Here is a 14673-nt window from a genome sequence, read left to right on the forward strand (position 1 = left end):
GCCGGCTCGCCCGTCCAATCCGGACGACGTTTCAGAACAAACGGGTCAGGAGATAGAAGAGCGCGCCCACGGCCGCCGAGGCGGGGATGGTAATGACCCAAGCGACCACGACGCTCTGCGCCACGCCCCAGCGCACGGCAGAGGCGCGGCGCGCCGTCCCCGCCCCGATCACACAACCAGTGATGGTATGAGTCGTCGAAACCGGGATGCCGAGAAGCGAGGCAGTGAACACCATGACCGATCCGCCCGCCGAGGCGCTAAAGCCCTGATGTTGCGATAGCTTGGTGATGCGCGAACCCATCGTCTCGATGATCTTCCAGCCGCCGGAGAGAGTGCCCAGCGCAATGGCGATATAGCAGCTGATCGCAACCCAGTGCGGCACGTGGAATTCGCCCGAGAGATAACCCGTGGAATAGAGCAGCACAGTGATGATGCCCATCGTCTTCTGCGCGTCGTTGAGGCCGTGGCTCAGCGAATAGGTCGCCGACGAGAAGAGGTGCAGGCCGCGAAAAATACCCTCGGCCGAGCGCGCCGTCGCGCCCTTGAAGATCCAGCTCGTCGCCAGCATGATGAGCATGGAGAGGATCATGCCCAGCGTGGGCGAAAGGACGATCGCAATGAGCGTCTTGTTGAGCCCCGACCATTCGATGCCGCTCAACCCCGCATGTGCTGTCCCCGCCCCGATCAGCCCGCCCACCAATGCGTGACTGCTCGATGAGGGTATGCCCTTCAGCCAGGTGACCACGTTCCAGAACATAGCGCCAATGAGAGCGCCAAAAACCACGGCGGGCGTGACCAGATCCTTCTGGATGAGGCCGGAGCCGATCGTCTCCGCAACCTTGTGCAGACTGGGAAACATCACACTGAGAAAATACGCCGCGAAGTTGAAGCTCGCCGCGAAGGCGACTGCCTGCACCGGCCCCAGCAGCCGGGTCGCAACGACCGTCGCGATCGAATTGGCCGCGTCATGCAGGCCGTTGAGGAAGTCGAAGGCCAGCGCAACGACGATGAGCCCGATAAGGAGCGGGAGTGCAAGTTCGTGCATCAGCCCTGCTCCCGCGTCGTCGACAGGACCGGATCAGGCATGGTCGATGACGATGCCGTCAATTTCGTTGGCGACGTCCTCAAGCGCATCGACGATCCGCTCGAGATGCTTGTAGATCTCGCGCTTGACGATGAACTGGAGCGTCTCCCCGTCGCCCACGTCCTTGAACGCCCGCTTGATCCCGGCGTCGTGAATGTCGTCGGCATGGCCTTCCATGCGGACCAGCCGTTCGGTCAACTCGTGAAGTCGCCCGCCATTCTTCGCCACATCCCGCAGAAGTGGCATTGCTTCGGCCGTCAGCCGCGCGGCATCGACGATGATCGCGGCCATGTCGCGCATTTCGTCATCGAACACCGTGACTTCATAAAGGTCGATCGCCGCCGCTGCTGAGTGCATCTCGTCGATCGAATCGTCCATCGCGCTGATAAGCGACGTGATCGCACCGCGATCGAACGGGGTAAGGAAGGTCTTGCGCACGCTCTGCAGCACGTCGCGAATGATATCGTCCGCGTCGTTTTCCCGCTCGATGATTTCGCGGATGTGGTCCGCGCGCGCCGGCCCACCCTGCAGCAGTCGCGCCAGCGCATCTGCCGCCGCCGTGATCGTCAGGGCGTGAGCCTCGAAAAGCTCGAAGAAATTGCCTGTCTTGGGGAGCAGGCGCTGGAACCAGCCAAACATGGCACTTACCTTCGATTTCTGCGCCACGGCGACCAGCATGTTGGTCCGCCGGGTCGCGGCGTTGAACTGGGATGCGGCGAACGAGCGGATGAGATCCCGCAGATCCTCCTCATCGACGGCCTCGGCAGCCTCGGCGAGGGTAAACCAGCGCCGCTCGCGTTGCGTCTTTTCCTTCCACTCGTCGAGTTCATCCGTCACCGAAAGCGGGAAGACCTCCACGTCTACCATCAGCGATGCACCGTTCGACCGGCGCTTGCGATAGCGATAGGAGCCGATCGAGGTGGGGCACACGGGACCGAGGACACCGGCTTCTTCCTCCGCCTCGTTAGCCGCCGCGTTATGTGACGATGCCCCGGTCTGCGCGTTGCCCTTGGGAATCACCCACCGCCCCGTCCCCCTGGAGGTGACAAGCAGGATACGCACCGGCGCATCGATGGCGGTCCCCTCGGTGCGATAAGGCAAGGCGGCAATCTGGCGGATGACAAGCTCCCGATGAACTGCGGGACCGATGCCCCATCCGGGCGAATGTTACAATCCTGTGACTAGGTGGTGTGACTCAAAGATCCACGAACTGTCGCCCTGCTGCCACCCCGCAAAGGGCTTTAGTAGCTGCGCCCGACCAGCACGCGCTCCACTGCTGGCGCGCCTGTGAAGATGCACGCCCCGGTCACCGCGCCAGCATCGAGCGGTACGTTGCGCAGGGTGAGCTTTTCGCCCTTGAGCCACTGGACGACCCCTTCCAGCGCATCGCCGGTTGGCCGGGACCAGCTCACTTCCGCCCAGCCGGGCTTGGATGAAGCGTCGAAGAACGCCTTGAGCGCGGCCTTGTCCGTGATCGAGCGGTCGATGCGCGCATCGAGAAATTGGCGGGCGCTGGCGTGAAGCGTTTCCTGAATAGACTTTAGTATATCAGCCGCGCCCGCCACGAAGGCTTCGCGCGAGACGATCTCGCTCGCCGTCTTGCCGGCGTCATTATAGAGGCGATCACGCCGCAGAACCGAAACATTGCCGCCGGCGACATCGCGTCCGCCGACTTCGACGATGACCGGAGCGCCCTTCTTGACCCAGCCCCAGCGCTTGTTCGCTGCCTTCACGGGCTTCTTGTCGAAGAGAACACGGACAGGTTCGTCAAACACGGTCACGCCGCCCAGCGCCTTCGCCAGTTCCCCGCAATAGTCGATCACAGCCTCGTCTTCAGGCGTATCGCGCAGCATGGGCACGATGATGACCTGATGCGGCGCGATCTGCGGCGGGCAGCGCAGTCCGTCGTCGTCGCCATGGACCATGATGACGCCGCCGATCATCCGTGTCGAAACGCCCCAGCTCGTCGTGTGGCAGAGCGTCTGCTGACCTTCCTGATTCTGATACTGGATGCCTGCCGCCTGCGCGAAGCCAGTGCCCAGATAATGGGACGTGCCCGCTTGCAGCGCCTTGCCATCCTGCATCATCGCCTCGATCGAGTACGTCGCCACGGCGCCGGGGAAGCGTTCGTTCTCCGGCTTCTCGCCTGCAACGACCGGTATAGCCAGCACAGCCTCGGCGAAGTCGCGATACATCTCCAGCGCGCGCATCGTCTCGGTGCGTGCGTCCGCCTCGTCGGCATGGGCGGTGTGCCCCTCCTGCCAGAGGAACTCGCTGGTGCGCAGGAACATGCGGGTGCGCATCTCCCAGCGCACGACATTCGCCCACTGGTTGGTGAGCAGCGGCAGATCGCGCCAGCTTTGCACCCAGCGCGCCATTGCCTTACCGATCACCGTTTCGGATGTCGGGCGCACGACCAGCGGCTCTTCCAGCTTGCTGTCGGGATCGGGCACCAGCTTGCCGTCGACACCCTTGAGGCGGTGGTGAGTGACGACCGCCATCTCCTTGGCGAAGCCTTCCACATGATCCGCTTCCTCTGCGAAGAAGCTCAAGGGAATGAACAGCGGGAAGTAGCAGTTTTCGACACCGGCCGCCTTGATGCGGGCATCCATCAGCTTCTGGATGCGCTCCCAGATGCCATAGCCCCATGGGCGGATGACCATGCAGCCGCGCACACCGCTTTCCTCGGCGAGGTCAGCCTCGCTGATAACCGCCTGATACCATGCCGCGAAATCGGCTTCGCGCGTAACGGGAAGGGCGTGCTTGATCGCCATGACAGTCTTGATCCGAAATAATGAAAATCGCTCCGGCATCACGACCGGAGCGCGTGGCCCTTAGCGCAGGGTCAAGGGATGGGTCGAGGGCAAAAGCGGGCGACAACCGAATGCTGTCGCCGCGCAGAGACCGCCCTTATGACTTGTCGCTCAGCTTTTCGATCTTCGCGTTAAGCGCGGCAAGCTGAGCCTTGAGATCGGCCATGTCGTCCGGCGCGGCTTCCGTCTTGACCGGAGCGGGCTTCACATTGGTGGAGAAAGCCGAAGCCGCAGCATTCAGCATTTCCATGTTGCGCTTGGCGATCTCCGCGAACGGACCGCCAGCGAACGCGCCCTCCATCGCCTGCTGGAACTGCTGCTGGTTCTTGCGGAACGCCTCCATGCTGGCTTCCAGATATTGCGGCACCATCGATTGCATGGAGTTGCCGTAAAGCGAAATAAGCTGCCGCAGGAAGTTGACCGGAAGCAGATTCTCGCCCCGCTGTTCTTCTTCCATGATGATCTGGGTCAGCACGCTATGGGTGATGTCGTCGCCCGTCTTCGCGTCCACGACAACGAAGTCGCGGCCCTCGCGGGTCATCTGCGAAAGCAGCTCTAACGTGATGTAGCTGGATGTCTCGGTATCGTAGAGGCGCCGATTGGCGTACTTCTTGATAATAACGGTCCCCGACTCATTTGCCGGTTTCGATTTTGCCATGAACCCTTCTCCACCCGTTTCTGCCAGCATAGCATCAAGGCTTGTCGCGGCGCAACATGGCCCGCGGCCGCTTCCGCTCTTTCTTTCGCTAATTTGGCAGCATACGCAGCATGATGCTCCGTTGCGGGACAAGGCGCTGGCCGGCCTGCGTCGATACCAACAGGCTTTGCGCCCTGCGCCGCCTACCCGGCTGGAGGTGAGCGCGGACGGCCGCGCACGCCTGTTGCGCCCACAAATGCCCGACGACGCGCCCGTCGCCGGCCCGCCGGTCATCCTGGTGCCGTCTCTTATTAACGCTCCGGACGTCATGGACATATCCCATGATCGGTCTTTGCTGCGCTTCTTGCTGCGCAGCGGAGTGAACGCGATGCTGGTCGACTGGGGTTCGCCCGACCCGGAAGACCGTGACCTCGATCTTGCAGGTCATGTCGAGCAGTTGCTTCTGCCGCTTCTCGATACGCTCGACAGCCCGCCCATTCTCGTCGGCTACTGCCTTGGGGGTACGCTCGCTCTCGCCGCCGGTGCCGCACTGGAGGCGGCTGGCACGCCTGCCCGCGCCGTCGCCACCATTGCCGCGCCGTGGCGCTTTAGCGGTTATGACGAGGCGTTCAGAGCAGAGGCACAGCGCATCTGGGAGGGCGTGAAGCCCGTGTGCGAAACGCTTGGTCAGGTGCCGATGGAAGTTCTTCAGACGGGCTTCTGGTCGCTCGACCCCGTGCGCACAGTCAGCAAATATGCCGCCTTTGCAGACATGGAGGAGGCATCGCCCGCTTATCGCGCCTTCATCACGCTGGAGGACTGGGCGAATGCCGGTGCTCCTCTCACTCTTGCGACCGGCAGAGATCTCGTCGAGCGCTGCTACGGCACCGACGAACCGGGCACAGGGAGGTGGTCAGTCGCCGGCACGATCGCCACGCCGCAAGCCCTCGCCTGCCCCACGCTCGCCATCGCCTCGACCACGGACAGGATCGTTCCGTCCACCGCGACCCCGCCCCTGCGCGAGCGGATCGACCTTGCGCTGGGTCATGTCGGCATGATGGTCGGCGGACGGGCCGAGAATGCTCTTTTCAGGCCGCTTGCCGACTGGATCGCCCGGCACAGCTAAGCGCGAAAGCGAACCTCGTGCGGGGTTTCCCGCCCGCTCGACTTCGCCTAGAGGCGTTCCCATATTCGATCTTGCCATATCCGATCTATAACGGCGCGTCCGCGCCCCGAGGAGACAGCTGACATGTCCGATATCGTCATTACCGCCGCCAAGCGCACGCCAGTCGGGAGCTTTCTGGGCGCTTTCGCCTCGACGCCCGCGCATGAGCTTGGCCGCATCGCGATCATCGCGGCGCTGGAAGCCGCAGGCGTGGCGCCGGACGAAGTATCGGAAGTGATTCTCGGGCAGGTTCTTACCGCCGGCCAGGGCCAGAACCCCGCGCGGCAGGCCGCCGTCAACGCCGGCATTCCTGTCGATCGTACTGCTTTCGGTATCAATCAGGTCTGTGGCTCGGGTCTGCGCGCTGTCGCGCTTGCTGCTCAGGCGATCCGGACGGGCGACGCCACGATCATGGTGGCAGGCGGACAGGAGAGCATGTCGCTCGCACCGCACGCCCAGCATCTGCGCGGCGGCACGAAGATGGGGCCAGTGAGCCTTGTCGATACGATGGTCCATGACGCGCTGACCGACGCCTTCAACGGCTATCATATGGGCATCACCGCTGAGAACCTGGCGGAAAAGTACCAGATCACCCGTGAGGAGCAGGACGCTTTTGCGACTGCCAGCCAGAACAAGGCGGAAGCTGCACGCGCGGCGGGCAAGTTCAAGGACCAGATCGCCGCCGTGACGATCAAGGGCCGCAAGGGCGACACCGTCGTCGATCAGGACGAGTATATTCGCGCCGGCGCCACGATTGAGGCGATGGCCGGACTTCGCCCCGCCTTCAAGAAGGACGGCACGGTTACCGCCGGCAACGCGTCGGGCCTCAACGACGGTGCAGCGGCGCTTGTCCTGATGACTGCGGAGGAAGCAGCACGACGCGGTGCGCCGGTCCTCGCTCGCATCGCGAGCTGGGCGACCTGTGGCGTCGATCCCTCAATCATGGGCATTGGCCCCGCCCCCGCCAGCCGCAAGGCGCTCGAAAAGGCCGGCTGGTCGATCGGCGACCTCGACCTGATCGAAGCCAACGAGGCGTTTGCCGCGCAGGCGCTTTCAGTCGGCAAGGAGCTTGGCTGGGATCCGGAGAAAGTGAACGTCAATGGCGGCGCGATTGCCATCGGCCACCCCGTCGGCGCCTCCGGGGCACGCGTGCTCACCACCCTGCTTCACGAACTTGCCCGCCGCGACGCCCACAAGGGTCTCGCCACGCTCTGCATCGGTGGCGGCATGGGCGTCGCAATGTGCGTGGAGCGCTGAGCTAGCGCCAGATCCTTTCGTATCGCCGCCCGAGACCGGTCAGCAGTTCGTATTGCGAGAGGCCGGAGCGGGCGGCGGCGGTCGGGAGATCGAAGGCGATCTCCAGCCAGTCGCCCTCGCGAAGATGCGCGGCCGCGGTCACGTCGATCGCGATTAGATCCATCGAAACCCGGCCAACAAGCGGCAGGCGCAAATCCTGGAACAGCGCGAGACCCTTGCCGGAGAAACCGCGCAGATAGCCGTCGGCATAGCCGAGATTGAGGATCGCCAGTTCCCGGTCCTCGTGCGCTACATAAGTGGCGCCGTAGCCGACTGTCTCGCCCCCGCGTACAGTACGCCGCTGGAGGATCTGCGCTCGCGGCCTAACCACCTGCGAAATATGCCCGCTCGCCTCGCCGCGAGGGACGCCGCCATAAAGCGCGAGACCAGGGCGGGTAAGATCGAAATGATAGTCCGGCCCCAAGCAGATCCCCGCACTATTGGCCAGACTGCGCCGCCGCGCACCAATCCCGGCCGAAAGGCCGATAAACGTAGCGAGCTGCTCGCTATTCATTGGGCTTTCTTCGTCCCCGCAGGCGAGGTGGCTCATCACCGTCTCGATCGTGAGGCCGCTGAGCAGGGCACGGCTGGCCTGCGTGGGCGGCAGGCCAAGCCGGTTCATGCCTGTGTCGATCATGACATCGCACGCGCCGCCCCCGGCCGCCTTCCACCGGGCAACCTGATCTGGGGAATTGAGGACCGGCCGCGCGGGGGATTCAAGCGCGAAGGGCATGTCCTCCTCGCGCACGCCGTGGAGCACGGATAGCGAGGCACCACCGAGATAAGGCAGCACGTCCGCCGCTTCGCCCCACGTCGCGACGAAGAAGTCGCGGCAACCCTCGGCGAGGAGATGGCCCACCACCTCGCGCGCGCCCAAGCAATAGCCGTTCGCCTTGATCGCCGCGCCACATGCCGCCACGCCGCTCTGCCTGGCCAGCCAGCGCCAGTTCGCGCGCAGTGCCGCGCTGTCGAGATCAAGCGCCAGCGGCGCGGGGGGCAAATCGAGCATGATGGGGGAGTTAGCCCCGCGCGGCGGCTCCGTCGAGGGGCTTGTCATGTCCCCGGCCTGGTCCCCAGAGCAGCACCGGCAGACCGATCAGAACGACGACGATGGTGTACCAGAGCCCGGCATAGGAATCGCCCGAACGCGCGACCAGATAGCTGGAAATGAACGGCAAAAAGCCGCCAAAATAGCCTGTCCCAATGTGATAGGGGATCGACATGGAACTGTAGCGCACAGCGGGCGGAAACATTTCGCAGAGGATCGCGGCGACTGGGCCATAAGTAAGACCAGCCAGAAATGTGAGCGCGAGCACGCCAAAGAAAATGAGAACGAGCCGGCGACCGTCCGGCACATCGGGCGTCATGTCATAACCGGCGGAAGCGAGGGCGCCGTCCAGTTGCGCGACACTCGGCGCTGCCAGCGTCTGCCCCCCCACGGTAACCGAGAGATCGGCGCCCTTGATGCGGGTATAGGGTACGCCCTTTGCGGTGAGGTCGGCCAACAGCGTCGCACATGGGTCCGCCTGCTTTGTAGCGAAGGGACTATAAGCGCAGTCGGGACCGGTCACGGTGATCGGCGCACGCGCGCTCGCCGCGACAAGCGCGGGACTGCCCTGCTGGCCCAGAAACCAGAAGATCGGGAAAAGCAGGACCAGTGCCAGCACATAACCCGTGGCCATCACCTTTGCGCGGCCTAGCTTGTCCGAAAGGTAACCGGACCAGATGAAGAAGACCGAGCCTACCGTGGCAGCGACCGCGACAATGATCTGCGCGGTCGTTCCCTCGATCTTCATTGGCCCCTGAAGAAAGGAAAGCGCGTAGAACATGGCCGTGTACCAGATCACGGTGAAACCGGCTGAAACGCCGAGCAACGCCACCACCAGGCGGCGCTTGTTACCGGGATAGGTGAAGCTCTCGATGAAGGGATTGCGCGCGGTCTCACCTTTCGCTTTCATCTCAGCAAAGACCGGACTCTCGGAGAGCTTGGCGCGCATCCAGACCGAGATGGCGAGCAGCGCAAGCGAGATGAGGAAGGGAATGCGCCAGCCCCACGCGTCCCAGGTCGTGTCGTCCATCATCGCTTTTATCGAGAGGATGACGATCAGGGAGAGGACGAAACCGCCCGCGACGCTGGCCTGAATGAAGCTGGTATAGAATCCCGCGCGGCCGGGCGGCGCATGTTCGGCCACATAGATCGCCGCACCGCCATATTCCCCGCCCAGCGCAAGCCCCTGGCAGACGCGCAACAGAATGATAAGAATGGGTGCCGCCACGCCAATCGCGGCGGCGGACGGCACCAGCCCCACGCCCGCCGTTGCCACGCCCATCAAGATGATGGTCATCATGAAGGTGTATTTGCGGCCCAGCCGGTCGCCAAGATAGCCGAAGACGATGGCACCGAGCGGGCGGAAGCCGAACCCGACCGCGAAGCCCGCCCAAGCGAGCAGCGTCTGCAGCGTCTCACTCCCCGAGGGGAAGAAGGTGCGGCCGATAATCCCGCTTGCCGCGAGGGTGCCGTAAATGAAGAAGTCGTACCATTCGAACAATGTGCCCAGCGACGAGGCACCGATCACCATAGGGATGGTCTGCTTTTTCTTGGTGCCGTTCTCGGCAACCGAGGCACTCGCCATTCCTCACCCCATTTGCTTATTTGGTTTGAGCGGCTTCTACGCAGTCCCGGCAGCCTTGGAAACACCCATCGGAAGCCTCACGGCTTAAGGGACGCCAGATAGGCAGCGACCGCGATCATATCGTCGCCTCTCATATCTTCGACGACCTGCGTCATGAGTGCAGCATGCTCGCCGCCACGGGCACCAGTCTGGAAATCGTAGAGTTGACGAACAAGGAAGGTCGGCGATCGGCCCGCAAGGCCGGGCACGTCGGAAGTCCCGCGATAGCCCGCGCCATGGCAGCCAGCGCAGGCGAGCGATCCGTCGCCCCATTGCCTGACCAGACGCGCGCCGCGCAGGATACTGCCCACTGGCACAAAGGCCGTATAACGCGTGTGGGGGTCGCGCATCTCGAACTGCTCGAAGCTGTCCGGCACTTCGATGATGCGTTGACCCAGGGGTTCCGTGCCCGGCTCGCCGGAACGCGCATATGTCCATGCCGCGACCTTCACTTTCGGGATCGACGCCGCTTCCACGACGGTCACGAACGAGCGAAACGGCAAGGCGGAAAAATAGCTGGCGGCAGCGGCCACTTCTTCGCTCGTCGCCACCGTCGCGACCCGTCGCATGAGGTCTGTCGGCACGCGCCCACTCACGGCGCTGCTGCGTACACCGCCGTGAATGTCGTCCATCTGCGCGATGATATAGTCCCTCGGCAAGCCCGCCAGAGGAGCGTTTTCCGGGCGACCAGTCCCAGTGGGCAGATGGCAATAGCCGCACGCCATCACGTCAGGTCGGCGTCCGGTTGCCACCACTGCGGGCATCGGCGGATGCTCCTGCGGCGTCCAGTCCGGCGCGGCGAAGATATTCCGCACCTGTCGGGCAGTGAACGTGACCGATGAGCCCTGGATGTGCAGGACTTCCGCTGCGTCTGGCGCGGCAGGCGCGCTGGGGGTCGCTGGCGGATTGACCGGGTACGCCCAGCTCATGGCAGCGCTCGCTTGAAGCTGCGGTTCGCTCGCCGCTGCTCCACCCAATGCAGCAAGCCCGGCAAGGCCCAGCGCCAAGATGCTCATCCGCCTGTTCAATGCCCTGCCCCTCTCCCCGAGCCGCGAAGCCGTCATACGTCCCGTGACGGCACACGCAAATAGCAGCACTCAGAACAGACGGGAGCCGTTCGGCACGTCCTTGTCCGGCGAGAACAGCACCACTTCGCCTGCCTCGTCCGCGAAACCCAGCGTCAGCACCTGCGACATGAACTTGCCGATCTGGCGCGGCGGGAAGTTGACCACTGCCGCCACTTTGCGGCCCGGTAAATCTTCCAGCGTGTAATGGGCCGTGATCTGCGCGCTGCTCTTCCGCTCACCGATCACGGGGCCGAAATCGATCAGCAGCTTGTAGGCCGGCTTGCGCGCCTCGGGAAACGGCTCGGCACTTAAGATCGTGCCGACACGAATATCCACTTTCAGGAAATCGTCGAAGGTGATCGGTTCTGCCGGGGGCGCCGCAGCATCATGCAGGAGGTGCATCAGGTTAAGGCGATGTGGGCGCATCCCGCATGAGCCGTGGTGGCGCGATGCGGGATGAAGGGCAAGGAAATCTGCGAAATGCGGGGTGCGTGCCCCGGATGAGCGGATTGACGACGACCTGCGCCCGCAGCGCGCCATCTGAAAGACTTGGTCCAAAAGGCCGGGGGCATCGTCGTTCGCTCGTTCAATAGTCCCACTATTCGCCTCGCTCTCTTCTTGCCTCCGGCCATTTCGGACTCAAGCCACGACCATACGGGGTGCGTCCACATCGCCTAACTCCAATATCACTTGATCGAGCGCCAGCGTCGCGCCGACATCCTCTGCCACATTATGCACCGTACCGGCTTTGGTCGCGCGCAAGATATTCTCCATCTTCATTGCCTCGACCACCGCGAGCGGCTGGCCGACCTCCACCTTGTCACCGGCCTGCACATGCAGCGCGACGAGCTTGCCCGGCATCGGCGACATGAGGAAGCGAGAGAGATCAGGCGGCACGCGCTCGATCATATGGGCAGCATAGGGCGCTGCATGGCCGGGCAAGACCCGTACCTGGTGAAACGCACCGCGCGTGGTCAGCCGCCAGCCCGAGCGGACAGGCGCGATACGGACAGCGAGCGCTTCTTCGCCATCCTCCCCGAACTCGGCCTCGATCAGCCGATCGCCCGGCGTATAATCGAGCCCCATTGTGAGCGGCGCACCATCCACGGTCACATCGTCGCCGTTGATGATGACCGCATGATCGACTCCGGCGATTCGTACCGACCAATCCGTTGGTGGCGGCAGACGACGACCGAGTTGGCCGTCGATGCGCCGTGCGCGATCGGCCTGCGCCATGCTCGCAAAGGCCGCGATGGCGGCCAGCCGGCGCAGCAGCTCCGCTTCGACGGGAGCGCCAGTGAAGCCCTCGGGATATTCTTCCGCGATGAACCCTGTGGTGAGGCGCCCCGCACGGAAGCGCTCGTGCTGCATCAGCGCCGAGAGAAAATCGATATTATGGCCCGGCCCTTCTATCTCGAACCGGTCGAGCGCATCGATCTGCGCGTCGATCGCTGCCTCGCGCGTCGGCGCCCAGGTGATGAGCTTGGCGATCATCGGATCGTAGAACATCGAGACTTCGCCGCCTTCGCTGACGCCATCATCAACGCGGATACGAAGGTCATCCTCATCTGAGGCCTCGGGCGGCGTATAGCGCACCAGACGGCCGGTTGAAGGCAAGAAGCCGCGATACGGGTCTTCGGCATAAACCCGGTTCTCGATCGCCCAACCGTCGATCGTCACGTCATCCTGAGCGAACGCCAATGTTTCGCCATTGGCAACGCGGATCATCTGTTCGACGAGGTCAATGCCGGTGATTTCTTCGGTCACCGGATGCTCGACCTGCAGCCGGGTGTTCATCTCGAGGAAGTAGAAGCTTTCGCCAGTCGTGTCCGTGCCGGAAACGATCAGCTCCACCGTTCCGGCGCTGTAATAGCCCACCGCCCGCGCCAGCGCGACCGCCTGCTCGCCCATGGCCTTTCGCATGGCGGGCGTGACGAAGGGCGACGGCGCTTCCTCCACCACCTTCTGGTGGCGCCGCTGGATGGAGCATTCGCGCTCGTTCAGATAGACGATGTTACCGTGCTGGTCCCCCAGCACCTGAATCTCGATATGGCGCGGGCTCTCGATAAACTTCTCGATGAACACCCGGTCATCGCCAAAGCTCGCGAGCCCCTCGCGCCGCGTGGCCTCGAAGCCCTCGCGCACATCCTGCTCGCTATAAGCCAGCCGCATGCCCTTGCCGCCGCCGCCGGCCGAGGCCTTCATCATCACCGGATAGCCGATCTCGCCCGCAATTCGTACGGCATGCTCGGTATCCGCGATTTCGCCCACGAAGCCGGGCACGACGTTCACGCCTGCCGCCTGCGCCAGCTTTTTGGACTCGATCTTGTCGCCCATCGCCGCAATGGCCTTGGGCGGCGGACCGATAAAGGCAATGCCTGCCTCGGCGCAGGCCTGCGCAAAGCTCTCCCGCTCAGAGAGGAAGCCATAGCCGGGATGAATGGCGTCCGCGCCGGTTTCCTTCGCCGCGAGCAGGATCAGCTCGGCCTTGAGATAGCTCTCCGCCGCCGGTGCCGGCCCGAGCCGCACCGCCTCGTCGGCCATCAGAACATGTGGGGCACGGGCATCCGCATCGGAATACACCGCCACCGTCGCGATCCCCATTTTCTTCGCGGTGCGGATCACTCGGCAGGCGATCTCGCCACGGTTCGCAATGAGGATTTTAGAAATCATCTAGCTTCAGCCCTGCTTTCGATTTGCCTCAGCGCCTGGCGGGCAGCGCGACCCGCCAAGCGGTGGCAAAAAATGAGCGTGATAACGGCGTAGATCGCAATCGTGCCGAAATTGATCGAAGCGACCAACCATAAGGGCAATTCGTCGATCCCGGTGAGCGGGTTAATAATGCCCTGAAACCAAGAAGCGGTCTGCCAATAGATCGCCGAGAATAGCGAGAAGATGAGTGCAACTCGGCGAATTCGGATCACTCCGCTGCTTCCAGATGCCCGTGCGGCTGCGCAATCATCGGCTTGAGGCCAAGTTTGCTCAGCAGCGCGCCGTCCTTGTCATCGCCGGCATTGGGCGCGGTCAGCAGCTTGTCTCCGGTGAAGATGCTGTTCGCGCCAGCCATGAAGCAAAGCGCTTGGCACGCCTCGGACATGGATTCGCGACCGGCTGAGAGGCGCACCATCGACTGCGGCAGGGCAATGCGCGCCACCGCAACCGTGCGCACGAACTCGATCTCGTCGATCTTCGCGAGCGGCGTGTCGGCCAGCATGTCGCCCAGCACCGTGCCCTTCACTGGCACCAGCGCGTTGATCGGCACGCTTTCCGGGTGCGGCATGGCGGCGAGCGCATGGATGAAGCCGATGCGATCCTCGCGCGTCTCGCCCAACCCCACGATGCCGCCGCAGCACACGTTAATGCCCGCCGCACGCACGGCTTCCAGCGTCTCGATCCGGTCCTCGAAGGTCCGCGTCGAGATGATGTTCGCGTAATTCTCCGGCGCCGTGTCGATATTATGATTGTAGTAATCGAGGCCAGCCTCAGCGAGCGTATTCGCCTGGCTTTCCGAGAGCATGCCCAGCGTCATGCAGGTTTCCATGCCCATCGCGCGCACGCCCTTCACCATCTCGACGAGAGCGGGCATGTCGCGGTCCTTGGGGTTGCGCCAGGCCGCGCCCATGCAGAAACGACCCGATCCCGCATCCTTCGCCTGCGCGGCGGACTGGAGCACGGCGCGCACGTCCATCAGTTTGGTCGCCTTGACGCCGCTTTCCGCCGCCGTGGACTGCGAGCAGTATCCGCAATCCTCCGGGCACCCGCCGGTCTTGATAGAGAGCAGCGTGGAAAGCTGCACCTCGTTGCGCGGAAAGTTCGCCCGGTGGACGGTCTGCGCCTCGAAGAGCAGATCGTTGAACGGCAGCGCGAACAGCGCGCTGATCTCGTCGCGGGTCCAGTCGGTACGGCCTTGGATCATTCGGTCACTCCATTTGCGCTTTC

The 14673-nt window shown here is 63.6% G+C and carries 13 protein-coding genes; 2 read left to right on the forward strand and 11 right to left on the reverse strand.

Annotated elements, in window-relative coordinates:
* Positions 1–31 precede the first annotated feature (31 nt).
* The 4 genes from ACNAOH_RS02225 to phaR all read right to left on the reverse strand — a co-directional run bounded on the left by ACNAOH_RS02225 (position 32) and on the right by phaR (position 4555).
* Entirely contained in the window at positions 32–1045 is a 1014-nt protein-coding gene (locus ACNAOH_RS02225) for an inorganic phosphate transporter (RefSeq protein WP_443971151.1), read from the reverse strand.
* A gap of 33 nt (positions 1046–1078) precedes the next feature.
* Positions 1079–2185, reverse strand: a complete 1107-nt coding sequence (locus ACNAOH_RS02230; RefSeq protein WP_443971152.1) for a DUF47 family protein — start codon at positions 2183–2185, stop codon at positions 1079–1081.
* 140 nt (positions 2186–2325) lie between these two features.
* Positions 2326–3858 (reverse strand): aminoacyl--tRNA ligase-related protein, encoded by a 1533-nt coding sequence (locus ACNAOH_RS02235; RefSeq protein ID WP_443971153.1) that lies wholly within the window; start codon positions 3856–3858, stop codon positions 2326–2328.
* 136 nt (positions 3859–3994) lie between these two features.
* Positions 3995–4555, reverse strand: coding sequence for a polyhydroxyalkanoate synthesis repressor PhaR (gene phaR, locus ACNAOH_RS02240; protein ID WP_443971154.1), 561 nt, complete (start codon positions 4553–4555; stop codon positions 3995–3997).
* Positions 4556–4676: 121 nt separating this feature from the next.
* Between phaR and ACNAOH_RS02245 the strand changes: the two genes are divergently transcribed.
* Both ACNAOH_RS02245 and ACNAOH_RS02250 read left to right on the forward strand, forming a co-directional pair.
* Positions 4677–5660, forward strand: coding sequence for an alpha/beta fold hydrolase (locus ACNAOH_RS02245; protein ID WP_443971155.1), 984 nt, complete (start codon positions 4677–4679; stop codon positions 5658–5660).
* A gap of 123 nt (positions 5661–5783) precedes the next feature.
* Positions 5784–6956: an acetyl-CoA C-acetyltransferase gene (locus ACNAOH_RS02250; RefSeq protein WP_443971156.1), complete on the forward strand. Its 1173-nt coding sequence runs from the start codon at positions 5784–5786 to the stop codon at positions 6954–6956.
* 1 nt (position 6957) lies between these two features.
* Here ACNAOH_RS02250 and alr read toward each other — a convergent pair whose 3' ends face one another.
* The 7 genes from alr to bioB form a co-directional block, all read right to left on the reverse strand.
* Complete coding sequence (alr, locus tag ACNAOH_RS02255; protein WP_443972027.1) at positions 6958–8004, reverse strand: alanine racemase; 1047 nt, start codon at positions 8002–8004, stop codon at positions 6958–6960.
* A gap of 10 nt (positions 8005–8014) precedes the next feature.
* Positions 8015–9628 carry an MFS transporter gene (locus ACNAOH_RS02260; RefSeq protein ID WP_443971157.1) on the reverse strand — a complete coding sequence of 538 codons (1614 nt, stop codon included), beginning with the start codon at positions 9626–9628 and terminating at the stop codon, positions 8015–8017.
* Positions 9629–9705: 77 nt separating this feature from the next.
* A complete protein-coding gene (locus ACNAOH_RS02265; protein ID WP_443971158.1) occupies positions 9706–10683 on the reverse strand; it encodes a c-type cytochrome in 978 nt (325 codons plus the stop codon).
* An 81-nt stretch (positions 10684–10764) separates the two neighbouring features.
* The gene (locus tag ACNAOH_RS02270) at positions 10765–11136 is read right to left on the reverse strand and encodes a tRNA-binding protein (RefSeq protein WP_443972028.1); all 372 of its coding nucleotides are present in this window, start codon (positions 11134–11136) and stop codon (positions 10765–10767) included.
* 237 nt (positions 11137–11373) lie between these two features.
* Entirely contained in the window at positions 11374–13407 is a 2034-nt protein-coding gene (locus ACNAOH_RS02275) for an ATP-binding protein (protein ID WP_443971159.1), read from the reverse strand.
* A complete protein-coding gene (locus ACNAOH_RS02280) occupies positions 13404–13658 on the reverse strand; it encodes a hypothetical protein (protein WP_443971160.1) in 255 nt (84 codons plus the stop codon). Before ACNAOH_RS02280 ends, ACNAOH_RS02275 begins: the two co-directional genes overlap by 4 nt.
* Positions 13655–14650: a biotin synthase BioB gene (gene bioB, locus ACNAOH_RS02285; protein ID WP_443971161.1), complete on the reverse strand. Its 996-nt coding sequence runs from the start codon at positions 14648–14650 to the stop codon at positions 13655–13657. The genes ACNAOH_RS02280 and bioB overlap by 4 nt, the downstream gene beginning before the upstream one ends.
* Positions 14651–14673: the final 23 nt, after the last annotated feature.

Source organism: Sphingobium sp. CR28, from assembly GCF_052327305.1.
GTDB lineage: Bacteria > Pseudomonadota > Alphaproteobacteria > Sphingomonadales > Sphingomonadaceae > Sphingobium.